Here is a 23,282-nt window from a genome sequence, read left to right as displayed (position 1 = left end):
TCGGCCTGTGGCCTCCATGAACCCAATGTGGGAGCGAGCTTGCTCGCGATAGCAATATCAGCCTCAACATCTTCGTTGGCTGTTACACCGCTATCGCGAGCAAGCTCGCTCCCACAGTTGTTTTGGGTTGGGGTTTAGAGCGTACCGAACACTTTCTTCGCCAAACTGGTCGCCGCAGCCGCCGGGTTCTTGCGAATGGTGGCTTCCTGCTCGCCGATCATCTTGAACAAGCCGTCCAGCGCCTGCTCGGTCACGTAGTTCTCGACGTTGGCGCTCTTGGCGTCCACTACACCCAGCGTCGCAGCCTGGCCGGCAAAGGCGTTGTACTTCTGGGCCAGGCCGACCTTGTCGGTGGCTTGCTTGACGATAGGCAGGAACTTGGCGCGAATCTGTTCGCGGCTGCTCTTGTTCAGGTATTGCGTGGCCGAATCGTTGCCACCGCTCAAGATGCCCTTGGCATCGCTCACGCTCATGTTCTTCACGGCATCGACCAGGATCGGCTGGGCCTGCACTACGGCGGCTTCGGCCGCCTGGTTCATGCTGGTTTCCAATTGATCCACCTGGTCACCCATGCCGAAGGCTTTCATCTTGCCGGCGACTTTGCCGAGCTTGCCTGGCAACTCGATCTTCACGTCCGGGTTGTTGCTGAAACCGCCCGGCTTGCCCAGTTGCTTGACGGCAATCTGGGCGCCTTGGGTCAGTGCATCCTTGAGGCCACCCGTGGCGTCTTTCTGGGACAGATCGCCCAGGGACAAGGCCATGGCGTTGGCGCAGATCAACAGGCCGGCACACAGGCCGGTGAAGCGAAGGGTAGAGCGGAGCATGGCAGCTTCCTTGAGGAGTGGAACAGGAATCAGCGTGCGGCGTTGACGCGAATCTTCAACGGCTGCGGATCTTTGCCATCGAGCTGCACGGCATGTTGTTCTGTGGTGATGAACATCAGCTGGCCGTCCACTTCGATGCGGGCGCTCACGGCATAACGATGACCGGGCTTGACCTGTGCCGGATCATAACTGAGCTTGAACGGTAATGGGACCTGCCCTTCGACCGGGCCACGTTGCTCGTCGATCACTACCGCCGCAGCGTCGGCCAGGGAAACGTCTTGCAGGCTCACGGTCAAGGTTGCAGTGGGCGGCAAGGCGATGCGCTGCAAATAGAATACTTCACCGTCAAGGGTTTGGACGGTTGCGGAGGGTGGCGTTGCCGATTGGCAAGCGGCCAGTACGGCCATGGAGGCAAGCAGAGCAAATCTTTTCATGGGTCATTACCTTTCCCTTTGACGCCAGCAACACGCCAGCGTCAAAGAGAATCTGGAGGATTCTGGTTTATAAATCCACCTGAACGTTGCGACTCAGGAGCCGAACGTGAATGGCAGAGTCTCTTCGGTTTCCGGTGGCGCGAGGGTCAGGTTGATATCAACGTTCTGATCACCGCCGTTCCAGATGAACGTATGCGGGGTGTTCAGGAAAAGAGGACGAGGGGCGTTGATTTGCGCGGTCACCGAAAACTCTTCGCCTTCGGTCGCGACGTCGCTGTTGATGGTGAAGCTGACGATCCATGGCATTTTGGGTATCTGGTTGCCGCCATGGCCGCCGGAGGTATGCGGCGTTGCGAAAGTGATGTGAGTGCCTCCGCTTTCAGGGAGTTGAACATCTTCAGGCAAATGAATGGACGCTTGGATGGTATGCAGGCTCATGTTGAATTCCTTTTCAATCCGTCGATATTGACGTGAGCCCATCCTAGAGTCTTGGTCTAACGATATCTGTAGGGTTTTTCTTCGTTTGACGTCGCCTGTGCCGCTTGAAGATGTGGGATCGCATATATCGACTGGCTGATCGGGGCAACCCCACGCTGCCCCAGATCAAGTTTCAGGGCTGGTTGCGAGTCTCAGTCACCTCTTCGTCGCGATGCAACGCCACCTGGCGGATCGACAAACGAATCTCCGCCGGCAGCACGCGCTTGGCCGCACCTTCGGCCAGTTCACCGAGCAGCTCGTGATAGCTTAGCTTGCCCGCTTCATCGCGGCGCAGTACGTCGAGGTCGAGCATCGTCTGGATGAAGTGGCGGAACAGGCTCTTGTCGAAGAACTCCGGCGCGTTCAGCCCGTGCAGGATCGACAGGCGCTGGGCCATGACGGTGCAGAGGTCTTCCAGCTCTTCGGCGCTGATGCTGTTCTGGCCGCTGTTGAGCAGCAGCGAAACGGTCATGTAGAAGCGTTGCAGGGTCTGGGCAATGCTCTTCGATAGCAGCGTCAGCAGCACGAAATGCCTTGAACTGGGCGCAGGACGCAGGTACAGGTCTTTCTCGAAACGCAGCAGGCCCTGCTCGACGAACGCTTCGAGCCATTGGTCGACCACGGCGTCCAACTCTTCCAGCGACCAGCGAATGAACAATTCCGATTGCAGATACGGGTACAAGGCCCGGGTGTAGCGCAGGATCTGCTCGCGGCTCATGCGCGAGCTGCTCTGGAAGAAGCTCGCCAGCAGCGCCGGCAGGGCGAAGATATGGAGCACGTTGTTGCGGTAGTAGGTCATCAGCACCGCATTCTGCTCGTCCAGGTACAGGATCTTGCCCAAGGCATCGCTCTGTTCCGACAGCAGGTCCATGCCTTTGACATGCTCGATCAACGCCTGGCCGTCGCCCTCAGGCAGCGTGGTATGCGGTGAATACGGCACTTTGCGCAGCAACGCGAGGTACAAGTCCAGCACTCGGGCCATGGCCTGGTCGTCCAGGGCCAGGCGGCTGGTGGACAGCAATGCCAGGGCGACAAGGTTGACCGGGTTGATGGCCGCGGCTTCGTTCAGGTGCCGCGCCACGCGTTCGCCGAGGCGGTTGGTGGTTGCGTTGAGCCAGGCTGGTTTGAATTGCGGACCCAGTTCCTGTTGGCGCCAATCGGGCTGTTCGCCGTCGAGGAATTCCGCCAGCTTGATCGGCTCGCCGAAGTTCACCGCCACTTGGCCGAAGCGCTGCTTGAGGGCGCCGATGACCTTGAAGATATCGAAGATCGACTCTTTCTTCTTGCTCGCGCCGCGCAGTTCGCCCAGGTAGGTGCGGCCTTCCAGCACGCGCTCATAACCGATGTACACCGGCACGAACACGATGGGCATGCGCGACGAGCGCAGGAAGCTGCGCAGGGTAATGGCGAGCATGCCAGTCTTGGGTTGCAGCATGCGCCCGGTGCGCGAACGGCCGCCTTCGACGAAATACTCCACCGGGAAGCCCTTGGTGAACAGCGTGTGCAGGTATTCGTTGAACACGGCGGTGTAGAGCGGGTTGCCCTTGAACGTACGGCGCATGAAGAACGCCCCGCCACGGCGCAGCAGGCTGCCGATCACCGGCATGTTCAGGTTGATGCCCGCGGCGATGTGCGGTGGCGTCAGGCCGTTGCGAAACAGCAGGTACGACAACAGCAAGTAGTCGATGTGACTGCGGTGGCACGGCACGTAGATGACTTCGTGGCCCTGGGCGACGTTCTGCACGCCTTCGATGTGGTTGACCTTGATGCCGTCGTAGATCTTGTTCCAGAACCAGCTCAGCACCACTTCCAGGAAGCGGATGGCCGTGTAGGTGTAGTCCGAGGCGATCTCGTTGCCGTAGCGCAGGGCCTGGGCCTTGGCTTTTTCCGGGGAAATTTTCTCCCGCTCGGCTTCTTCGGCAATGGCCTGCTTGACCAGCGGCTGGTTCAACAGCCCCTTGACCAGGTTGCGTCGGTGGGAAATGTCAGGACCGATGACCGCCGCTTTAAGGTTGCGGAAGTGCACCCGCAGGATCCGCTGGGCCATGCGCACGGTGCGTTCGTGGCCCTTGTCGTGCTCGATCAGCTCGCGCAGGTGGATCGGCGCGGAAAACTGCACGCGGGTCTTGCGCCCGAGAATCATGATGCTCAGCAATCGACGCAAGCGCCCGGTGACCGCCCAACTGTCGGCGAACAACAGCTTCCAGGGGCTGGATTCGCTGTCGGGCGACTGGCCCCAGAACACACTGACCGGAATGATCTGCGCATCTTCGGCGACATTGTGGGTCAGCACGTCGACCAGCCGCGTCAGGGTGGGCGGCGCTCCTCGCTTGTCCTGGCGCCCGAGCCAGTCCGGTGCCGGCGTCAGGTAGAAGAATGCCGCCGGCTCCAGCAGGTTGCCCACCGAGACCGGCAGCACCGGGCGCGGCAGGCCGGCCTTGGTGCACTCGGTGTCGAGCACCGCGAGATCGGTGAGCGAAGGATCTTGCAGGACGTAGAACACGGGACGACTGCGGTCGAGGTTGAGGGTAAAGGACGACTGGTTGATCGTCTCGGAGCGAACCCAGAGATACAGCAGTCGGCGCAAGGTGCCAAACACAAGACGGCGGAACGGGGAGCGGGTCATACGGCTTCTGCATGAGTGAATGGGATGGAGCGGCCGTCAGTGTGCCGGATTCGTCGAAAATCGGCAAAAAAGCGCCGAAGTAAAGTCAGTTGAGAGTTTTCTCGGGTGTCATATACTCGGCCAGTTACTGCCCCGGCCTTCCACATCGACGACCGGACGGTGGCTAAGTTCGTACGGCTTTCCTGCGAAAAGCCGACTCAAAATAAAAATGGGAGTGAGCATCATGGCAGCACGCGAAACCGGCAATGTGAAGTGGTTCAACGACGCCAAGGGCTACGGCTTCATCCAGCGTGAAGGCGGCGCGGATGTGTTCGTGCATTACCGCGCGATCCGTGGCGAAGGCCACCGTTCACTGACCGAAGGCCAGCAGGTCGAGTACGCGGTCGTGGAAGGGCAGAAGGGCTTGCAGGCTGAGGATGTGGTGGGGTTGTAACCCGCATTCACTGGCAACACAAAAACCCAGTGTGGGAGCGAGCCTGCTCCCACAGTTTTGGATGGGGTGCCACCTGGTTCGTGCCCACCCCATATCCCCTGTGGGAGCGAGCTTGCTCGCGAAGACGGCGTTACATTCAACATCACCGTCTCAGGCAGACCGCTATCGCGAGCAAGCTCGCTCCCACATTGGCTCTTCGGTGGACTGGAGGTCAGCGTCACGCCGTCTTCCAGGTAATCTCTTCTTCCCCATCGGCGCTGATGCGAATCCAGCGATCCGCCGATTCTTCACCTTCTTCCTCCACCCACGAGCCGGGTGCGCAGCGCACTTCGACGTTCAGTGCGGCGAAAGCGGCGCGGGCGCAGGCGATGTCGTCTTCCCACGGCGTCTGATCACTTTCCAGATACAGGCTGTTCCATTTGCCTACGGCCTTGGGCAACCAGGTTACTGGGATGTCGCCAGCCTTGCACTTGTAAGTCTGGCCTTTCTGCACCCAGTCGCTGCACGGCCCCAGGGCTTCGCCGAGCCAGTGGGCGATGGCTTTGTGGTCGACGTCGGCGTCCTTCAGGTAAATCTCGATATCGGGTTGGCGCATGGATGTCCTCGCTGCGGTCTTGAAAAATCCATTCGCGGATTTAACTGGCCCCGGACAGTTGCCCGGGGCCCAAAGTAATTATTGAAGAATGAAATAATCGTAGCGCATCGACACCGCGACTTCGAACGGCTCGGCCTGCTCGATCACGCCGGCGCGGCGTTCGGCACTGGCGCGCCAGCCGTGCGGCGTCATCGCCAGCAGGTTGGCACGGTCCTGCCCATTATCGAGCGTCAGTCTGAATTCGAGGGTTTCGCTGTGATCCAGCACCATGCCCGGCGGTACCAGGGCCAGGTGCTTGTCGTCGGTGTATTCGCGGACTTCGTCGTACAGGCGCTCGCGCAACTCCATCAGGTGGCCGGCGGTAGGGCCGACTTTCATCAGGCCGCCGCCGGGGCTGAGCAGGCGCTTGGCCTCCTGCCAATCCAATGGGCTGAACACGCTGGCGAGGAACTGGCAGCAGCCGTCCGCCAACGGCACCCGGGCCATGCTGGCGATCAACCAGGTCAGCTGCGGGTTGCGCTTGCAGGCCCGTTTGATAGCTTCACGGGAAATGTCGAGGGCGTAGCCATCGGCATTGGGCAACGCTTCGGCGATTTGCGCGGTGTAGTAGCCTTCGCCGCAACCGATGTCGACCCAGCGCCCAGGCGCGCGTTCGGCGGCCAGTTCGGCCAGGCGCCGGGCGACCGGGGCGTAGTGGCCGGCATTGAGAAAGTCGCGGCGAGCTTCGACCATTGCCTGGTTGTCGCCGGGGTCGCGGCTGTTCTTGTGCTGCACCGGCAGCAGGTTCAGGTAACCCTGCCGCGCACGGTCGAAGCGATGTCCGGCGGGGCACACCACGCCGTTGTCCACCGCGTTCAGCGGCTCACTGCAGATCGGGCAAGCGAGCATCAGGCGAGCAACTTGATCAGCGTCTTGTAGTAGATCTCGGTCAGCACTTCGAGATCGGCCGCCAGCACGCGTTCGTTGACCTGGTGGATGGTCGCGTTGACCGGCCCCAGCTCCACGACCTGCGTGCCCATGGTGGCGATGAAACGACCATCTGAAGTGCCGCCGCTGGTGGAGGCTTTGGTCTCGCGGCCCGTCACGTCCTTGATGCTCGATGACACGGCGTCCAGCAAGGCACCCGGCTCAGTGAGGAACGGCAGGCCGGACAAGGCCCAGTCGATGTGCCAGTCCAGTTGATGCTTGTCGAGGATGGCGGCGACGCGCTGTTGCAGGCCTTCGACGGTGGATTCGGTGGAGAAGCGGAAGTTGAACACCGCCACCAGGTCACCGGGGATCACGTTGGTCGCGCCGGTGCCGGAATTGAGGTTGGAGATCTGGAAACTGGTCGGCGGGAAGAAGTCGTTGCCATGGTCCCAATGCTCGGCGGCCAGTTCTGCCAGGGCTGGCGCGGCCAGGTGGATCGGGTTCTTCGCCAGGTGTGGATAAGCCACGTGGCCTTGCTTGCCGCGCACGGTCAGCTTCGCGCCGAGTGAACCACGGCGACCATTCTTGACCACATCGCCCACCAGCGTGGTGCTCGACGGCTCGCCGACGATGCACCAGTCCAAGCGCTCCTGGCGGGCCTTGAGGCGTTCGACCACGGCCTTGGTGCCATGGTGGGCCGGGCCTTCTTCATCGCTGGTGATCAGGAAGGTCAGCGAGCCCTTGTGGTCCGGGTAGTCGGCGACGAACCGTTCGGCCGCGACAACCATTGCCGCGAGGCTGCCTTTCATGTCCGCCGCGCCGCGACCGCAAAGCATGCCGTGTTCGTCGATGACCGCATCGAACGGGTCGAGTTGCCAAGCCTGCACCGGGCCGGTCGGCACCACGTCAGTGTGACCGGCGAAGCACAACACCGGACCGTCCTGCTTGCCATGGCTGGCCCAGAAGTTATCCACATCCTCGATGCGCATCGGCTCCAGTTTGAAACCGGCGTCGCCCAGGCGCTGCATCATCAGTTTCTGGCAATCGGCGTCGGCCGGCGTCACGGACGGGCGGCGGATCAGGTCGCAGGCGAGTTGCAGGGTCGGCGAGAGGTCGGCGTGGGCCGTCATGGAAAACTCCGGGAATATAGTGTGAACGCAAGGCTTGTGCAGGCGCGGGCTGGCTCGCGCAAAATGGCGGTTATCTTATAGCAAAACGACCACCATGGGCCCCTGGCGGGGGACAGGTGGAACACAAAACCTGTGGGAGCGAGCTTGCTCGCGATGGCGGTGGATCAGTCGATACTCTATTGACTGGACTGACGCCATCGCGAGCAAGCTCGCTCCCACAAGGGAAAATTGGAGGGGTTCAATTCGCGAACAGCTCGAATTGCCGTGGCAAAGCCCTATAATGCGCGCCGGTTTTTGGGGTAATGGTCATGAGTACAGAAGATCCACGGTTTGCCGGTATCGCCCGTTTGTATGGCATCGAAGGCCTGGAGCGCCTGCGGGCGGCCCATGTGGCGATTGTCGGCGTTGGCGGTGTCGGCTCCTGGGCGGCGGAGGCCATCGCCCGTTGCGGCGTGGGCGAGATTTCGCTGTTCGACCTGGACGATGTCTGCGTCAGTAACGCCAACCGTCAGTTGCACGCCCTGGACAGCACCGTCGGCAAACCCAAGGTCGAAGTGATGGCCGAGCGGCTGCGCGGGATCAACCCCGACTGCACCGTGCACGCGGTGGCCGACTTTGTCACCCGCGATACCATGGCCGAATACATCACGCCGAACATCGATTGCGTGATCGACTGCATCGACAGCGTCAACGCCAAGGCCGCGCTGATCGCCTGGTGCAAGCGCCGCAAGATCCAGATCATCACCACCGGCGGCGCGGGCGGGCAGATCGACCCGACGCTGATCCAGGTCTGCGATTTGAACCGTACGTTCAACGATCCGCTGGCCTCCAAGGTGCGCTCCACCTTGCGCCGCGACTACGGCTTCTCCCGCACCGTGACCCGCCACTACAGCGTGCCTTGCGTGTTCTCCACCGAACAACTGCGCTACCCGAAACCGGACGGCAGCATTTGCTTGCAGAAGAGTTTCGTCGGCGACGGCGTCAAGCTCGACTGCGCCGGCGGGTTTGGCGCGGTGATGATGGTCACGGCGACGTTCGGCATGGTCGCGGCGACGAAGGCTGTGGATAAGATCGTCGCGGGCATGCGGCGGCCGGCGGACAGGACCAAGCCCGGACAGTAATTGTGGCGAGGGGATTTATCCCCGTTGGGCTGCGAAGCAGCCCCCTAAAACTGTGAACTCAATCCTCTCGGCACACCGAGTTGCCTGGTTTGGGGCCGCTTCGCAGCCCAGCGGGGATAAATCCCCTCGCCACAATTATTGCGCCAACTCGCGCATCCGCTGTAGCACCGCATTCAACCCATTGCTACGCGACGGCGACAACTGCCGCGACAATCCCAGCTGATTGAACCAACCCGGCAAATCCACCTGCTGCAATTCTTCAGCGGACAAACCATTGACCCGCGCCAGCAACAACGCCATCAGACCACGGATCAACCGCGCATCGCTGCTGGCTGAAAACTGCCAGTGGCCGTCGTGCAACTGACCCACCAGCCAGACTTGGCTTTCACAGCCGCCGACAAGGTTGGCGTCGCACTTGTCTGCATCGCTCAATGGCGCCAGGCGCTCGCCCCATTGCATCAACAGCCGGGCGCGTTGTTCCCACCCGGAGGCGTCCTGGAAAATCTGTAGCGCGGCGATGGCGTCGGCAGGCAGATTCATCGCAGCATCTCCAGGGCCTGGTCCAGCGCCTCGAAGAAACGCTCGATGTCGGCGGAATCGTTGTACAGCGCCAGCGACACCCGGATTGCCCCGGACAGCTTCAGATGCTTGAACAACGGCATCGCGCAATGATGCCCGGCACGCACGGCGATGCCTTGCTCGGTCAGCAGGTGCGCAAGGTCGGCGTTGTGGATGCCATCGACCACGAAGCTGGACAGTGCGAGTTGGGGGCTGCCCACCAGGCGCACGCCGTTGCGCGCCTGCAGACCGTGGAGCAAATAATCATGCAGGGCGGTTTCATGATCGATGACCGCCTGCCCGTCGAGCCCGGACAGGTAATCCAGCGTCGCCCCCAGGCCGATCACGCTGGCGATAGGCGGTGTGCCAGCCTCGAAACCCAGTGGCGCCGGGCGGAAGGTGGCGCTGTGGTAATCGGCCTGCTGGACCATTTCACCGCCAAACTGCCAGTGACGCAGTTGACCCAGCGCTTCGCTGCGACCGAACAGCGCCCCCAGGCCTTCGGGGCCGTAGAGCTTGTGGCTGGAAAACACGTAGAAGTCGCAGCCCAGTGCCTCCACATCATGGCGGCCGTGGACCACGCCCTGGGCGCCATCGATGACCGTCAGCGCGCCCTGCGCCTTGGCCATCGCCAACAGCGCCGGCAACGGCTGCCAGGTGCCGAGGACGTTGGACAACTGGCTCACCGCCAACAGGCGCGTGCGCGGGCCGATCAGCTCGGCGGCGGCACTCGTATCGATCACCCCATCGGCATCCAGCGGCAGCACCACCAGGGTCAACGCGCGACGCTCCGCCAGTTGCTGCCAGGGCAACAGGTTGGCGTGGTGTTCCAAGGCGCTGACGACAATTTCATCGCCCGGGTTGAACAGATGTTCCAGCCCATAGGCCAGCAGGTTCAGCGCCGACGTGGCGCCATGGGTGAAGACCACTTGCCCGCAGTTTCCGGCGTTGAGCCATTGTGAGACCTTGAGGCGACTGTCTTCGAATGCCTGGGTAGCCAGCGCCCCGGGCAAATGTTGCGCCCGGTGTACGTTGGCCGCACCGTTGGCGTAGTAATGCGCCAGCGCGTCGAGCAAAGCTTGGGGTTTTTGCGTGGTGGCGGCGCTGTCCAGGTAGGTCTGGCCTTGCCGTTGCAGGGCGGCGATGGCCGGGAAATCGGCGCGCCAGGGGGATTGAATCAACATGCTTTCGGGCCCTGCTGGAGTTACGCCGGACCCTGTGGGAGCGGGCTTTTTTGTGGGAGCCGAGCTTGCTCGCGATGAACGATGACACGGTCTTGCAATGAAACCGTGTCGCTGCCATCGCGAGCAAGCTCGGCTCCCACAGAAGCCCGCTCCCACAGGTGACTGTGTGAAGCCGCTTAGTTATGCGCGTGCAGTGCTTCGTTCAGCTCGATGGCCGACTTGTGGGTCTTGCATTCCACCGCGCCGGTTTCGGAATTGCGGCGGAACAACAGGTCAGGCTGGCCGGCCAGGTCGCGAGCCTTGACCACTTTCACCAACTGGTTGTTTTCATCCAGCAGGGCGACCTTGGTGCCAGCCGTTACGTACAGGCCCGACTCCACGGTGTTGCGGTCGCCCAGCGGGATACCGATGCCGGCGTTCGCGCCGATCAGGCAGCCTTCGCCGACCTTGATCACGATGTTGCCACCGCCCGACAGGGTGCCCATGGTCGAGCAGCCGCCGCCCAGGTCCGAGCCCTTGCCGACGAACACGCCCGCCGAGACACGGCCTTCGATCATGCCCGGGCCTTCGGTGCCAGCGTTGAAGTTGACGAAACCTTCGTGCATGACCGTGGTGCCTTCGCCCACATAGGCGCCCAGGCGCAGACGCGCGGCATCGGCGATGCGCACACCGGCCGGGACCACGTAGTCGGTCATTTTCGGGAACTTGTCCACCGAGAATACTTCCAGCAACTCGCCACGCAGGCGGGCTTCGAGCTGGTGCTCGGCCAGTTCGGCCAGGTCGATCGCGCCTTGGCTGGTCCAGGCCACGTTCGGCAGCAGAGGGAAGATGCCGGCCAGGTTCAGGCCATGAGGCTTGACCAGGCGATGGGACAGCAGGTGCAGCTTGAGGTAAGCCTCAGGCGTGGAAGACAGTTGGGCATCTTCGGCCAGCAGGGTGGCGACCAGTGGCTTGTGGCTTTCGGCCAGGCGGGTCAACAACGCGGCTTGGGCGGCGTCGACGTTGCGCAGTGCTTCAGCCAGTTGGGAAGCCTGGGCGGTGGTGAAGGTGATGGCCTGGTTGCCTTCGCTGTAGCCCAGGATCGGCGCGATGGCCGCGACGATCTCTGCCGACGGCTTGAGCATTGGCTGTGCATAGAAGACTTCCAGCCAGGCGCCTTCACGGTTTTGGGTGCCAACGCCGAAGGCCAGGCTGAACAGGGTAGTGGACATGAAATTACCTCTACAAAATGGACTGGGCAGGCTTACTTGATTTCTGCCGCATAAATATCTGGCTTGAAGCCAATCAGGGTTCGGTCACCGAGATCGAGCACCGGGCGCTTGATCATCGAGGGTTGGGCGAGCATCAGTTCGATGGCTTTCGTCTGGTCGAGATCGGCTTTGCGTTCGTCGTCGAGTTTGCGAAAGGTCGTACCGGCACGGTTCAACACCACTTGCCAGCCATGCTCGTTGCACCACTGGGTCAGGTGCTCACGGTCGATGCCGGCAGTTTTGTAATCGTGAAAGTCATAGCGCACCGCGTGCTCATCGAGCCAGGTACGGGCTTTTTTCATCGTATCGCAGGCTTTGATGCCGAAAAGCTGTAAGTGCTTGTTTTCATTGGGCATGAGTGCTCCCCCAAAACGTTCCCGGTATCGTCCTGAAAATCAGCCGACGATTATGCCACGTCGTTCCTTTCAGTGCCTTGACTGTCGCGACGGATCGGACGAGGCGGAACCGATCGGAAAGAGGTGGCCACACAGCACAGGTAGACCCAGCACTTTTCCACACAAGAGACCCCGCCCATGGATTCCATCTCCCTGACCCCGTTCCATCCACTGACGGATCAAACTGAAGAAACACTCCCGCCCCCTTCAACGACCTCGACCACCGGGACCACTGCAGCCGTCGCGATCGGCCCTGTCACCGCTGAACAGGACCTGGCCAATCGGACGGGCGCCATCAAGGCCCAGCTCACCCGGGTATTCGAACCCCATATGAACGGTGCCAATCGCGAGGCCTTCGAAGCACTGATCGACGACCGTTCACGGACCTTGGCCAATGACGGCGAAACCGCAGAAAGCGTCGACGCCGTGCTCACCAAGGGCTCGCGCCTGGATCGCGCGGCCCATGACACCGTCGGATTCCTCCGTTCGGTTCCCTTCGGCGCGGCGTCCATCGCGCTGGACTTCGCCCCGGCGGTGACCGGCAATGGCTCGATTACCGCGCCGTTGGCGCTGTCGGCGATTGCCGGCCTGGTCAGCAGCGCCGCCGACACGGTCGGCAATGGCCTGATGAAGCGAGCCACCAGCGATACCCAGTGGCTGGTGGCCGACAATGCCGAGCTGGAGCCGGTCATGCAGGAAGCCGCCCAGGCGGTGAAGCCGAGCCTGACGACCCAGGCTGTCGAAGGCAGCCTGACCTTCCAGACCTTCACCGCGCGAAACGTCTTGCGCACAGTGGTCCAACCCGTGGTGACAAAAACGGTCGATGCGCAGACGGGCAGCAAGGTGGACTCGGTGATGGCGGCTGTCGGTTCTCCGCTTTCCGGCATGGCGGCCTATGACCTGCAACATTCCATCGATAAATCGAAACACCGGATTGGCCCGGAATACCTGTTGGGGCGCCAGGACTGGCATCAGCGCTACAAGGATCTCAAGAATTATGGCGTAGGAAATGCGGCGATGGGCATTGCCAAGCGAGTCGGCAGCCTGCCGCTGGACGCGATGCGCGATGGCAGCAAATCGCTGCAAGCCTTGGTGACGCCGACGGGCTTGGTCAGTGGTCTCGGCGCGTTGGCCGGCGGTATTACCGCGATCGGCATGGCCCAGACCGCCGCTGTCAATGCAGCCAGGAACGCCGGGATTTCGCCTGCGGGTGTTGCGGCGGCTGGCAAGGCGACCGTCACCGCCACCATGGCCCCGGTGCTCGCCGCCTGGGTGACCACGGCTGTGATGACGCAGCCTTTGGCGGACAAGGCTTCCGCTGCGTTGGACAGGCTATCCGCCGGTCCCGCTCATCCGGATGAGCTGCAGGGAATGTTGCCTTTGGTTGAAACGCCGGTGGCCGAACATGTTGAGGAAGAGAGCGACAATGAGGGTGACAGCGTCGATTTTGTCTCGGCCCGCTCGACCCTCAGTGCCGCCGAGCGAGCGGTTTAGCATTGGTTGATTGCCGGTCGCCCCTGCCGCGTGGAGGTTAGGGGTGGCCGACGGATGATGGCGCATTGTTGCCGCTGAGGTGCGACCAATGTGCAACGGCAGCGGTCCGCCTCGGCAGTTAATATGGCACTTCACCGGCCAGCTGTTGCCGGAGATGTGTATGGCTGTCATTGGAAGTCCGTTATGCAAAGCGCCTATACCGTCCTGATCCTGTTGATGCTGGTCGGCGTGTCGCGCCTGATCGGACGGTTGATCCCGCTGCCGTTGCCCCTGGTGCAGATCGCTGCCGGTGCCGTGCTGGCCTGGCCCTCGCTGGGACTGCATGTGGCGCTTGATCCCGAGTTGTTCCTGTTTTTGTTCTTGCCGCCGCTGCTGTTCTCCGACGGTTGGCGAATGCCCAAGCGCGAGCTCTGGCGCCTGCGTGGGCCGGTCCTGACGCTGGCGGTGGGGCTGGTTCTGTTCACGGTGGTGTTGGCGGGTTATTTCATTCATTGGTTGCTGCCCGATATCCCGTTGCCGGTGGCCTTCGCCTTGGCGGCTGTCCTGTCGCCGACCGACGCCGTGGCGGTCTCGGCAATTGCCCGGGATCGCTTGCCCGCACCGTTGATGCACATGCTCCAGGGCGAAGCGTTGATGAACGATGCGTCGGGCCTGGTGACCTTCAAGTTCGCCCTGGCAGCGGCAATCACCGGCGTGTTTTCCCTGGCGGGGGCGAGCCTGGCCTTCGTCCTGGTGGCGGTCGGCGGCCTGTTGGTGGGCGTGGCGCTGAGTTGGCTGATGGGCCGCTTGCGGGCCTGGATGATTGCCCGTGGCTGGGACGATCCGGCGACCCACGTGGTGTTCATGTTGTTACTGCCGTTTGCCGCCTATGTGCTGGCTGAACGCTTGGGTGCCTCGGGGATTCTCTCGGCGGTGGCGGCGGGGATGATGCAGAGTTGGCTCGACCTGCTGCCGCGCCAGACGGGCACGCGGCTGCTCAATCGCAGCGTCTGGGCGTTGCTGGAATTCGCTTTCAACGGCCTGATCTTCCTGCTGCTGGGCTTGCAATTGCCGGACATTATCAAGGCGGTGACCAGCCACGAGACGACGTTGTGGCCAACACTGTTTTATCGCTGCCTGGACGTGGTGGCGATTTTCCTGGTGTTGCTGGTGCTGCGGTTTGTCTGGGTGCAAAGCATCTGGCGCGTATCCGGGCTGGTGCGCCGCTGGCGCGGCAAGGGCGAGCTGACCCTGGTGCCGACCGCGCGTTCCTGCTGGTTGTTGACGTTTGGCGGTGTACGCGGGGCGGTGACGCTGGCGGGCGTGCTGTCGGTGCCGTTGTTGTTGAGCGCCGGTGTTGAATTCCCGGAGCGCGACTTGCTGATCTTCATTGCCGCTGGGGTGATCCTGTTGTCGCTGATCGCGGCCTGCATCGCCCTGCCGATGCTGCTGCGTGGCATCGAGAAAAGTCCCGACGACAAGCGCCGAAACGAAGTCCGCGAGGCGTGGCGTAAAACCGCTGAGGCGGCGATTCATGCGCTGGAAGTCGAAGAACCAAGCGTTGTACCGGACGCGGCCCAGGCTGCGCTGGCGACGGAGGTCAAGGCGCGGTTGATGTCCGAGTATCGCCATCAGCTCGAGGTGTTCAACGACTCAGCCGAAGCCCAGGCGCTGGCGTTCGAGATGGATTTGCTGGAGCGTCGGCTGCGGTTGAAGGCCTATCGGGCGCAGCGACTGGAGCTGTATCGGCTTAGCCGGCATCACCAGATTGGCGACGATGTGTTGCGGGAGGTGCTGGGGGAGTTGGATTTGGCGGAGGCGAATTTGGGGTTGGGGAAATAAATATCGGCCTCATCGTCCGAAGAGTCTGGGATCGATCACAAGCTCTATGAACATACCTTGCTCGCGATGGGTGAAGTCAAATACGAATGGTGGGCGATCCTGTGCTGACTTCGCGTTAGCCAAGAGCTGCGATAAGAAAGCGAATTCAATGCAGCAACCCTGCTCGCGCACATGCTGAAAAAGCCCGGCGGGCCGGGCTAGTATCAGGCAGCTTTTACTGGCTTTATCAGGCTTTCTGCAGGGATGCCGAACATATCGTGAAGCTTCCAGATCATGGGCAGAGTTAACGAGCGTTTACGGTTGAGCACCTCGTATACGCGGTTCGTTTTTCCGATAGCCGGAGCAAGATCGGCTGCAGTGAGTCCGGATTGCTCCATGCGAAACTTGATGGCTTCAATTGGGTCAGGCAGATCAACCGGGAAGTTCTTGGTTTCGTATGCCTCGATCAGAGTGACCATGACTTCGAAAGCATCGCCTTCCGGGGTGCCAGGTTCAGGCTCATGCTCAAACAGCGGAGATATCTCTTTGAGAGCTACCCGGTATTCTTCATCGGTGCGGATTGGGCGAATGTTCATGATGATTACTCCATTTCCACGGTGTTTGCGTCGATCTCATCGTACCGACGATGAGTGCCGACAAACTTGATGTACACAGCGCCGAAGCGGTAGGCAATGGAGACCACCAGGCGGTAGTCGTTACCCTTGATGTTGAACACCACGCGGCGACTCTTGAGAATGCTTGCGTTACCGTATTGCGCCTTGATGTCGTTTGGGTTGGTCCAAGTGGCTTTTTTGGCATCGTCAAGCCACGCCTTAAGCTGCTGTTCGGAATCTGGGTATTTCTCCCAGAAGGCTTTCAGATGACTGATGGCGATAATTCTCATGGTTGAGAATGTAGTCCCATGGTGGGACTTTTGCAAGCGCTCACAAGCAGCAGCTTGCAGTCCTGCCGGGCACTCTGTTTCCGATATCTTGGCTCATCTGCCACAGGGGTGACCCTATGAGATTGTTCGTAGGCGCGGTAGCTATTGCTTTGCTGGCGAAGTGGTCAAGGCGCTTTGCGTGCAGATCCTCGGATTCGAACGATTCATCTCCAATGCTAAGTCTAGGGGGATGGAGTTTGCGGTTTCATTAGACCGCTACACATCCTTAACCTCATAAAAAGCAAAGCCGCCCGAAGGCGGCTTCAATCGACACGCATCTGAGGTTGCTTTGCCCCGTCTGCGTGGCTGGGTCAACCCAGAGAGGGACCCGGACTTCTGCCAGCGTTCGCTGGTGACGGGGCGATCATGGCTGTCGGTAATAACGAATTCAAGCCAGCTTGATTCTTGAAACAAGGCTGCATGAGATCTGTTGAACTTCTAAACCAATAGAATCAATGGGTTGTTCTATGGAGGCCCGTTTTATTTCTTTTCTTGTCTGAGCAAGCGATCGTGGTCTGTCAGACGCGCCGAAATTTCCGACAAGTTTTTAAGGTTGTCCGTCGGAAGCGGGGGCTCTAGCCTCTGGGTGTCGCTGCCAATTCAGCGACCGGACGTGAGAATCCGAACACCCACTATGCGCATAGGCGCCGGCCATATAAAGTGCAGGCGCGTTTCGTCCATACATCGTGTTATGGCGGCTGTGCGCGGGCATGTTTCGACATGGCCGGGTTTTTGGTGGGTGTTAACCCGGATTCTCACCCCGCGTACGGCTGCCACTCTCTCTAAGTCCGTGAGAAGACTTTGTGGCAGCTCCAACACCCAAGGAGCATCAAATGATCAAAGAAACTCCAAATCCACCAAAACCTGCCTCCACTTTCCCCTACGGCGATTACGCACCCGAAAAGCTGCAAGAAGCCGCTGATCGTGCGCTGGATCATTACCTCAAACCTGACGACAGCAGATCAGAACCCAAACCCTCGGTACAGCTATTCACTGTGGCTGACGGTATCGACACCGAAGTGTTGCTGGCCAACCTCAGCGAAACCCTGGCTTCGGCCAATGCAATGCTCAATGACCTTGCCTTCGATCAGGACGGCTCGCGACGGCATGTAGCATTGGGAGTGGCCCAGATGATTGAGTTGGGGATGTTGTTGGCGAACAAGTGCCTGGATCGGGTAGAGCTTGGGACTTGATGTAATAAGTGCCGGCCTCTTCGCGAGCAAGCTCGCTCCCACAGGAGGTTGGTGTCGATCACGCGTTCTGTGATCAACACCCATCCACTGTGGGAGCGAGCTTGCTCGCGATAAATCGATTGGATGACGCAATAATACCTGCGGCACTGAGCTCTGTGGCGAGGGAGCAAGCACCCTCGCCACGACAGCGCTTAGGCGTGAGCTTCTTCCTGCTCAGGCACCAACCGTACTTCCACCCTCTGACCCAACGCACGCGCTGCGCTGGCAAGTGTTGCCAGTGTCATTCCCGCATCGTTCTGATCCAGCGCACGATCAACAGCAGTGCGACTGGTGTGCATCCGCTGTGCCAAGGCCTTTTTGGTCACTTTCTGAAGCTTCATTGCTTCGGCAATCTGCCAGGCAATAACGCGCTTGAGCGCAGCTGCGGAAACTTCTTCGGCGATACCTTGCTCGGCGAGGAAGTCGTCAAAATCAGATCCAATATGCTTGTTCATTTGCGGTGCCTCATAGTCTTGCTTTGCGCTGCTTGGCGGTTGCCATGTCGGTGGCTGGTGTTTTTTGACTTTTCTTTATGAAAGCGTGGAGTAGAACCATGTCAGAGCCCACCACAGTGAAGAGAACGCGGGCGATGGTTTCTCCAAGGTCAATCCTGACCTCCCAAAGCCCAGTGTCCAGCTTGCGAACCACCGGCATACCTATAGGCCAACCAATCTGAACGGTCTTGATGTCAGTCCCGATCATCCGTCTATGCTCGCGAGGCAGGTCAGTCAGCCATTCGCGAACGGGCTCATTCCCGGCGTCGGTGCGGAAGAAACGTACGTTCGGTATGGGGGCAATATCAACCATGAACGAAGTGTACCGAAATAGGTGCATTGCGCAACCCAGGTATTACTGAGGATTTGTACAGGGTGGGGTTGATGCGGATGCTGCTGTTGGGGCTGCTGCGCAGCCCAGCGGGAGCAAGCTCCCTCGCCACAACAGCCCCGGTAGAGCCATCAACCCCGACGTTGGATAAACGCGCGGATCCGCTCCGCCGCTTCCACGCACTCCGCCAATGGCGCAACCAGGGCCATGCGCACGCGGCCGGCGCCTGGGTTGACGCCGTCCACGTCGCGGGACAGGTACGAGCCCGGCACGACGGTCACGTGTTCCTGTTCGAACAGGTCACGGCAGAAGGCTGCGTCATCGCCCGCCACGTTCGGCCACAGGTAGAAGCTGCCGTCGGGGCGTTGCACGTCCAGCACCGGACTGAGGATTTCCAGCACCGCGTCGAACTTCTCCCGGTACAGCGCACGGTTGGCCCGCACGTGCACTTCGTCGTTCCACGCGGCGATGCTTGCCAGTTGGGTCTGAACCGGCATCGCGCAGCCGTGGTAGGTGCGGTACAGCAGGAAGCCCTTGAGGATGTCGGCGTCGCCGGCCACGAAACCGGAGCGCAGGCCCGGCAGGTTGGAGCGTTTGGACAGGCTGTGGAAGACCACGCAGCGCTTGAAGTCCTTGCGGCCGAGTTCGACGCAAGCGGTGAGCAGCCCCGGCGGTGGGGTTTGTTCGTCGAAGTAGAGTTCGCTGTAGCACTCGTCCGAGGCGATCACGAAGTCATATTCGTCAGCCAGGGCGATGAGTTTCTTCAGCACATCCACCGGGATCAAGGCGCCGGTCGGGTTGCCGGGGGAGCACAGGAACAGGATCTGGCAGCGTTTCCAGATATCCGGCGAGACGGTATCGAAATCCGGATTGAAGCCGTTGGCATCGAGGCAAGGCAGGTAGTGCGGCTTGGCCCCGGCCAGGAACGCCGCGCCTTCGTAGATCTGGTAGAACGGGTTGGGACTCACCACCAAGGCGTCGTCGCCCCGGTTGACCACGGTCTGGGTGAAGGCGAACAGCGCTTCACGGGTGCCATTGACCGGCAGCACGTGGCGCGCCGGGTCGAGCCAGCCGCTTGGCACATTGAAGCGACGCTCGCACCAGCCAGTGATGGCTTCACGCAGTTCCGGAATACCGAGGGTGGTCGGGTACACCGCCATTTTTTCCAGGTTGCTGGCCAGGGCCTCAGCCACGAAGCTCGGCGAACGGTGCTTGGGCTCGCCGATGGACAGCGCGATCGGGCGCTTGTCCGGGTTGGGCGTGACGCTGCCGAGCAGGGCGCGGAGTTTTTCGAACGGGTAGGGTTGGAGCTGGTTCAGAGCGTTGTTCATCGGGGGCCTCCTCAATGTGGGCGCGGTCCTTGTGGGAGCGAGCTTGCTCGCGATGGCGGTGAGTCAGGCAGCATCAATGCTGGATGCTCCGTCGCTATCGCGAGCAAGCTCGCTCCCACAGAGGGGGATTGTTCGTTCAGATGCTGATGCGTGTCAGATGAGCATCGGGTTCCTGGTTGACGCTCAAATGCTGGACGATCGCTTCCTGCAAGCGGCTGCACAGTTGCGGATCAGAAAGCGGATGATTATGGGCGTCGGTAATGAAGAACACGTCTTCCACCCGTTCGCCGAGCGTGGCGATCTTGGCGTTCTGCAGCGACAGGTCGAATTCCAGGAAGATATGGCCGACGCGCGCCAGCAGGCCCGGGCGGTCCGGCGCGCTGAGTTCCAGCACGGTGACCTGGCGATGGGCGTCGTTGTGGATCGTCACCTGTGGCGCAAAGGCGAAATGCTTGAGCTGGCGCGGCACCCGACGCTGGATGATGGTCGGGTAGTCCGCCGGGTTGCGCAGGGCCTCGGTGAGGCCATCGCGAATCTGCTTGATTCGCGCCGGGTTGTCACCGATCGAATCGCCGTCGGTGTCGAGCACGATGTAGGTGTCGAGGGTGAACTGGCTGGTAGACGTAATGACCCGGGCGTCATGGATGTTGAGGTTGAGCTGGTCCATCGCCGCCACGGTCACGGCGAAGAAATCGTGCTGGTCCGGGGCGTAGATGAATATCTGCGTGCCGCCCTCGAACTCGCGTTGGGTGGTTTCCTTGATCAACACCAGCGGTCCGCCGTCGGCCGGCTGCTGCAGGATCGCGTCGCTGTGCCAGGCCACGTCGCCAGCGGTGTGGCGCAGGAAATAGTCATCGCCCAGTTGCGACCAGAGCTGCTCGACATCGTCCGGATCGGTGCCGCCGCGGACCAGGATGTCCAGGGCCGCGCTCTGGGTGCGGCGGATCTGTTCTTCGCGGTCCACCGGGTTTTCCAGGCCGCGGCGCAAGGCTCGCTTGGTCTCGGTGTACAGCTGGCGCAGCAGGCTCGCGCGCCAGGAGTTCCACAGGGACGGATTGGTGGCGTTGATGTCGGCCACGGTCAGCACGTAGAGGTAATCCAGGCGCGTCTCATCGCCGACGGTCTGGGCGAAATCGTGGATCACCTGCGGATCGGACAAGTCCTTGCGCTGGGCGGTGGTCGACATCATCAAGTGGTTTTGCACCAGCCAGACGATCAGCCGGCTGTCCCATACCGGCAGTTGGTGCCGCTGGCAGAACGCCTCGGCATCCACCGCGCCGATCTCGGAATGGTCGCCCTGGCGACCCTTGCCGATGTCGTGATAGAGCCCTGCCATGTAGATCAGCTCGGGCTTGGGCAGCTTGGCCATGAGTTTGCTGGCCAACGGAAATTTCTCCGAAACCTGGGTGTATTGCAGCTTGCGCAGGTGCTTGATCAGGTTCAGCGTGTGGGCGTCGACCGTATAGATGTGGAACAGGTCGTGCTGCATCTGCCCGACGATATGGCCGAATTCCGGCAGGTAGCGCCCGAGGATCCCGTAGCGGTTCATCCGGCGCAGGTTGCGGTGCACGCCGATCTTGCACTTGAACAGCTCGATGAACAGGCTGGTGTTGCGAATGTCGTTGCGGAAGTCGTCGTCGATCAGGTGCCGGTTTTCCCGCAACAGGCGAATGGTGTCGGCGCGCACGCCCTTGATTTCCGGCTGTTGGGCCATGAGCACGAAAATCTCGAGCATGGCGAACGGCGTGCGGCGGAACACGTTGGCGTTGCGCGCCTCGATGTAGCCGTCGTGCAGCTGGAATCGTGAATTGATCGGCTGCGGCGGCGCCTCATCCTCGGAGGCGAGAATGACCTCTTCGAAGTGCTGGATGATCAGCTCGCTGAGCTGGGCAATGCTCATCACCACGCGGTAATACTGCTGCATGAAGTTTTCAATGGACTGCTTGGCGTCCTGGCCTTCGAAACCCAGCAGGCCGGCGATTGAGCGCTGGTGGTCGAACAGCAGTCGATCCTCGGCGCGCCCGGCGAGCATGTGCAGGGCGTAGCGGACCTTCCACAGGAATTCCTGGGACGAGGCGAGAAGGGCATTCTCGCTTTCCACCAGGAAACCTTCTCCGGCCAGGGCCCGCAGGTTGAGCGTGCCGTACTGCCGACGGGCAACCCACAGGATCGTCTGGATATCCCGCAGCCCGCCGGGCGAGCCCTTGACGTTGGGTTCCAGGTTGTACTCGGTGTCGTTGTACTTGTGGTGGCGAGCCTTCTGTTCGGCGCGCTTGGCCAGGAAAAAATCCTTGCTCGGCCACATGTGCGCCGTGCTGGTGACGTCGAGCATGCGCTGGCGCAGTCGCTCGGGGCCGGCAACGGTGCGGCTTTCCATCAGGTTGGTGATCACTGTCAGGTCGGCGCGGGCTTCGTCGGCGCATTCCTGCACCGAACGTACGCTCTGGCCGACTTCCAGGCCGATATCCCACAACAGCGTCAGGAAGCGCTCGATGGAGTCGCGGAAAATCTCATGATCGGCGCTGTCCAGCAGGATCAGCAGGTCGATGTCGGAATAAGGGTGCAGTTCGCCGCGCCCGTAGCCGCCCACCGCCACCAGGGCGATGTCGGCGTCCTCGCTCCAGTTGAACTGCTCCCAGGCCTTTTGCAGGATGTTGTCGACGAACCAGGCGCGGTCCTCGATCAGCCGGCGGATATCGCGGCCGCTGCGAAAGCGCTGGTCGAGCACTTCGTGGGCCTGGCGGATCGCTTTCTTGAACGCCGAGATGGGGCTTGCCTTCAGGGCCAGTTCAGCCTGGAACTGGCCGCGGTCGAAGAGTTCGGGATCCACCTGCGGCATCGAATGGCTTTCCTTTCTATCTATATCTATAGGCTGGTTACGGGTCAGGCGGAAACGCGTGGGATGGTGTCATCGCTGCGCAGGGTAAAGATCTCGTAGCCCGTCTCGGTCACCAGCAGGGTGTGTTCCCATTGGGCCGACAGCTTGCGATCCTTGGTGATGGCGGTCCAGCCGTCACCCAGCACCTTGGTGTCGGCGCGGCCCTGGTTGATCATCGGCTCGATGGTGAAGGTCATGCCCGCCTGCAGCTCCATGCCAGTGCCGGCGCGGCCATAGTGCAGGATCTGCGGTTCTTCGTGGAACACCTTGCCGATGCCGTGGCCGCAGAATTCACGCACCACCGAGAAGCCGTTCTTCTGCGCGTGCTTCTGGATCACTTCGCCGATGTCACCCAGGCGGCAGCCCGGCTTCACCAGTTCGATGGCCATGTACATGCATTCCTGGGTGACTTTGGACAAGCGCTCGGCCCACTCCGGGACATTGCCGACGTGAAACATGCGGCTGGTATCGCCGTGGTAGCCATCCTTGATGACGGTGACGTCGATGTTCAAGGTGTCGCCGTCCTTCAACGGTTTTTCGTTGGGGATGCCATGGCAGACCACATGGTTGATCGAGGTGCAGATCGACTTCGGGAAGCCTTTATAGTTGAGCGGGGCGGGGATGGCCTTCTGCTCGTTGACGATGTAGTCGTGGCAGATGCGGTCCAGCTCTTCGGTGGTCACGCCCGGCTTGACGTAGTCGGCGATCATTTCCAGCACTTCGGCGGCGAGTTTGCCGGCGACGCGCATTTTGGCGATGTCTTCGGGAGTCTTGAGGGTGACGGTCATACAGGCTCTCTCTGCGCCCGACGGCGCTGTTCAAAACGAAATGGGCGGCGGATGA

At 61.2% G+C, this 23,282-nt stretch carries 23 protein-coding genes and 1 pseudogene; 6 read left to right on the top strand and 18 right to left on the bottom strand.

Annotated features, from left to right (window positions below; all coding sequences use genetic code 11):
- Positions 1 to 134: 134 nt before the first annotated feature.
- From KSS97_RS23395 to plsB, 4 genes are all read right to left on the bottom strand, one after another.
- Positions 135 to 824, bottom strand: coding sequence for a DUF4197 domain-containing protein (locus KSS97_RS23395; RefSeq protein ID WP_030139509.1), 690 nt, complete (start codon positions 822 to 824; stop codon positions 135 to 137).
- Positions 825 to 853: 29 nt separating this feature from the next.
- Positions 854 to 1,258 carry a YbaY family lipoprotein gene (locus tag KSS97_RS23390; protein WP_030139508.1) on the bottom strand — a complete coding sequence of 135 codons (405 nt, stop codon included), beginning with the start codon at positions 1,256 to 1,258 and terminating at the stop codon, positions 854 to 856.
- Positions 1,259 to 1,351: 93 nt separating this feature from the next.
- A complete protein-coding gene (locus KSS97_RS23385; protein ID WP_030139507.1) occupies positions 1,352 to 1,696 on the bottom strand; it encodes a hypothetical protein in 345 nt (114 codons plus the stop codon).
- A 172-nt stretch (positions 1,697 to 1,868) separates the two neighbouring features.
- Positions 1,869 to 4,361, bottom strand: coding sequence for a glycerol-3-phosphate 1-O-acyltransferase PlsB (gene plsB, locus KSS97_RS23380; RefSeq protein ID WP_030139506.1), 2,493 nt, complete (start codon positions 4,359 to 4,361; stop codon positions 1,869 to 1,871).
- A gap of 223 nt (positions 4,362 to 4,584) precedes the next feature.
- On the opposite strand from plsB, the gene KSS97_RS23375 reads away from it, so the two are divergent.
- Complete coding sequence (locus KSS97_RS23375) at positions 4,585 to 4,794, top strand: cold-shock protein (RefSeq protein WP_003184959.1); 210 nt, start codon at positions 4,585 to 4,587, stop codon at positions 4,792 to 4,794.
- A 217-nt stretch (positions 4,795 to 5,011) separates the two neighbouring features.
- Here KSS97_RS23375 and KSS97_RS23370 read toward each other — a convergent pair whose 3' ends face one another.
- The 3 genes from KSS97_RS23370 to dapE form a co-directional block, all read right to left on the bottom strand.
- Positions 5,012 to 5,389: a hypothetical protein gene (locus tag KSS97_RS23370; RefSeq protein ID WP_030139505.1), complete on the bottom strand. Its 378-nt coding sequence runs from the start codon at positions 5,387 to 5,389 to the stop codon at positions 5,012 to 5,014.
- Between the two features lie 78 nt (positions 5,390 to 5,467).
- Positions 5,468 to 6,277, bottom strand: a complete 810-nt coding sequence (locus tag KSS97_RS23365) for a putative RNA methyltransferase (RefSeq protein ID WP_217860248.1) — start codon at positions 6,275 to 6,277, stop codon at positions 5,468 to 5,470.
- Entirely contained in the window at positions 6,277 to 7,428 is a 1,152-nt protein-coding gene (gene dapE, locus KSS97_RS23360; protein ID WP_217860247.1) for a succinyl-diaminopimelate desuccinylase, read from the bottom strand. Before dapE ends, KSS97_RS23365 begins: the two co-directional genes overlap by 1 nt.
- Before the next feature lie 302 nt (positions 7,429 to 7,730).
- Between dapE and tcdA the strand changes: the two genes are divergently transcribed.
- The gene (gene tcdA, locus KSS97_RS23355) at positions 7,731 to 8,549 is read left to right on the top strand and encodes a tRNA cyclic N6-threonylcarbamoyladenosine(37) synthase TcdA (RefSeq protein ID WP_217860246.1); all 819 of its coding nucleotides are present in this window, start codon (positions 7,731 to 7,733) and stop codon (positions 8,547 to 8,549) included.
- 135 nt (positions 8,550 to 8,684) lie between these two features.
- Here the strand turns inward: tcdA and KSS97_RS23350 are convergent, their stop codons facing one another.
- The 4 genes from KSS97_RS23350 to KSS97_RS23335 form a co-directional block, all read right to left on the bottom strand.
- Positions 8,685 to 9,089 carry a SufE family protein gene (locus KSS97_RS23350; protein WP_217860245.1) on the bottom strand — a complete coding sequence of 135 codons (405 nt, stop codon included), beginning with the start codon at positions 9,087 to 9,089 and terminating at the stop codon, positions 8,685 to 8,687.
- Complete coding sequence (locus KSS97_RS23345; RefSeq protein ID WP_217860244.1) at positions 9,086 to 10,291, bottom strand: aminotransferase class V-fold PLP-dependent enzyme; 1,206 nt, start codon at positions 10,289 to 10,291, stop codon at positions 9,086 to 9,088. The genes KSS97_RS23350 and KSS97_RS23345 overlap by 4 nt, the downstream gene beginning before the upstream one ends.
- Positions 10,292 to 10,467: 176 nt before the next feature.
- Positions 10,468 to 11,502, bottom strand: a complete 1,035-nt coding sequence (dapD, locus tag KSS97_RS23340) for a 2,3,4,5-tetrahydropyridine-2,6-dicarboxylate N-succinyltransferase (RefSeq protein WP_181289166.1) — start codon at positions 11,500 to 11,502, stop codon at positions 10,468 to 10,470.
- Positions 11,503 to 11,534: 32 nt separating this feature from the next.
- A complete protein-coding gene (locus KSS97_RS23335; protein ID WP_217860243.1) occupies positions 11,535 to 11,897 on the bottom strand; it encodes an ArsC family reductase in 363 nt (120 codons plus the stop codon).
- A 177-nt stretch (positions 11,898 to 12,074) separates the two neighbouring features.
- On the opposite strand from KSS97_RS23335, the gene KSS97_RS23330 reads away from it, so the two are divergent.
- A complete protein-coding gene (locus KSS97_RS23330; RefSeq protein ID WP_217860242.1) occupies positions 12,075 to 13,430 on the top strand; it encodes a type III effector protein RopAA in 1,356 nt (451 codons plus the stop codon).
- A 183-nt stretch (positions 13,431 to 13,613) separates the two neighbouring features.
- Positions 13,614 to 15,251 carry a Na+/H+ antiporter gene (locus KSS97_RS23325; RefSeq protein ID WP_030139496.1) on the top strand — a complete coding sequence of 546 codons (1,638 nt, stop codon included), beginning with the start codon at positions 13,614 to 13,616 and terminating at the stop codon, positions 15,249 to 15,251.
- A gap of 203 nt (positions 15,252 to 15,454) precedes the next feature.
- Here the strand turns inward: KSS97_RS23325 and KSS97_RS23320 are convergent, their stop codons facing one another.
- Together KSS97_RS23320 and KSS97_RS23315 are read right to left on the bottom strand one after the other, a co-directional pair.
- Complete coding sequence (locus KSS97_RS23320) at positions 15,455 to 15,826, bottom strand: helix-turn-helix domain-containing protein (protein ID WP_053118833.1); 372 nt, start codon at positions 15,824 to 15,826, stop codon at positions 15,455 to 15,457.
- A 5-nt stretch (positions 15,827 to 15,831) separates the two neighbouring features.
- Positions 15,832 to 16,134 (bottom strand): type II toxin-antitoxin system HigB family toxin, encoded by a 303-nt coding sequence (locus KSS97_RS23315; RefSeq protein WP_217860241.1) that lies wholly within the window; start codon positions 16,132 to 16,134, stop codon positions 15,832 to 15,834.
- A 157-nt stretch (positions 16,135 to 16,291) separates the two neighbouring features.
- Here KSS97_RS23315 and KSS97_RS28470 point away from each other — a divergent pair.
- A pseudogene (locus KSS97_RS28470) lies at positions 16,292 to 16,378 on the top strand (tail assembly protein); the annotation flags it as partial.
- A gap of 628 nt (positions 16,379 to 17,006) precedes the next feature.
- Positions 17,007 to 17,366, top strand: coding sequence for a DUF6124 family protein (locus tag KSS97_RS23310; protein WP_217860240.1), 360 nt, complete (start codon positions 17,007 to 17,009; stop codon positions 17,364 to 17,366).
- A gap of 191 nt (positions 17,367 to 17,557) precedes the next feature.
- Here KSS97_RS23310 and KSS97_RS23305 read toward each other — a convergent pair whose 3' ends face one another.
- From KSS97_RS23305 to map, 5 genes are all read right to left on the bottom strand, one after another.
- On the bottom strand, positions 17,558 to 17,860 hold the full coding sequence (locus KSS97_RS23305; RefSeq protein ID WP_057448352.1) for an XRE family transcriptional regulator: 303 nt from the start codon (positions 17,858 to 17,860) through the stop codon (positions 17,558 to 17,560).
- A 10-nt stretch (positions 17,861 to 17,870) separates the two neighbouring features.
- Complete coding sequence (locus KSS97_RS23300; RefSeq protein ID WP_217860239.1) at positions 17,871 to 18,212, bottom strand: type II toxin-antitoxin system RelE/ParE family toxin; 342 nt, start codon at positions 18,210 to 18,212, stop codon at positions 17,871 to 17,873.
- 149 nt (positions 18,213 to 18,361) lie between these two features.
- Positions 18,362 to 19,561 carry a succinyldiaminopimelate transaminase gene (gene dapC, locus KSS97_RS23295; RefSeq protein WP_217860238.1) on the bottom strand — a complete coding sequence of 400 codons (1,200 nt, stop codon included), beginning with the start codon at positions 19,559 to 19,561 and terminating at the stop codon, positions 18,362 to 18,364.
- A 136-nt stretch (positions 19,562 to 19,697) separates the two neighbouring features.
- Positions 19,698 to 22,400 (bottom strand): [protein-PII] uridylyltransferase, encoded by a 2,703-nt coding sequence (locus KSS97_RS23290; RefSeq protein WP_030139492.1) that lies wholly within the window; start codon positions 22,398 to 22,400, stop codon positions 19,698 to 19,700.
- A gap of 44 nt (positions 22,401 to 22,444) precedes the next feature.
- Entirely contained in the window at positions 22,445 to 23,227 is a 783-nt protein-coding gene (gene map, locus KSS97_RS23285) for a type I methionyl aminopeptidase (protein ID WP_030139491.1), read from the bottom strand.
- Between the last annotated feature and the right edge of the window lie 55 nt (positions 23,228 to 23,282).

It is taken from the genome of Pseudomonas alvandae, assembly GCF_019141525.1.
Classification (GTDB): Bacteria; Pseudomonadota; Gammaproteobacteria; order Pseudomonadales; family Pseudomonadaceae; genus Aquipseudomonas; species Aquipseudomonas alvandae.
Note: the sequence above shows the minus strand (reverse complement) of the source record. Positions and strands in the feature narration are given on the sequence as shown.